The following is a 255-nucleotide window of genomic DNA, read 5'->3' as shown; positions in this document are numbered from 1 at the left end:
ACGCCGTCGATTCGCACACCGAGGGCATGCCCACCCGGGTGATCACCGGGGGTGTCGGGGTGATTCCCGGGGCCACCATGGCCGAGCGCAGGGCGCATTTCCTCGCGCACATGGACCACCTGCGGACGCTGCTGATGTACGAGCCGCGCGGGCACGCGGCGATGAGCGGGGCGATCCTGCAGCCGCCGACCCGGCCCGACGCCGACTACGGCGTCCTGTACATCGAGGTGTCGGGACTGCTGCCGATGTGCGGCC

General features: G+C 71.4%; 1 protein-coding gene. It reads left to right on the top strand.

Annotated features, from left to right (window positions below; genetic code table 11):
- On the top strand, positions 1–255 hold a 255-nt coding region (locus MRBLMG1_RS03810), incomplete at both ends, for a proline racemase family protein (protein WP_367820703.1).

Source organism: Streptomyces sp. LMG1-1-1.1, assembly GCF_040815545.1.
Taxonomy (GTDB): domain Bacteria; phylum Actinomycetota; class Actinomycetes; order Streptomycetales; family Streptomycetaceae; genus Streptomyces.
Note: the sequence above shows the minus strand (reverse complement) of the source record. Positions and strands in the feature narration are given on the sequence as shown.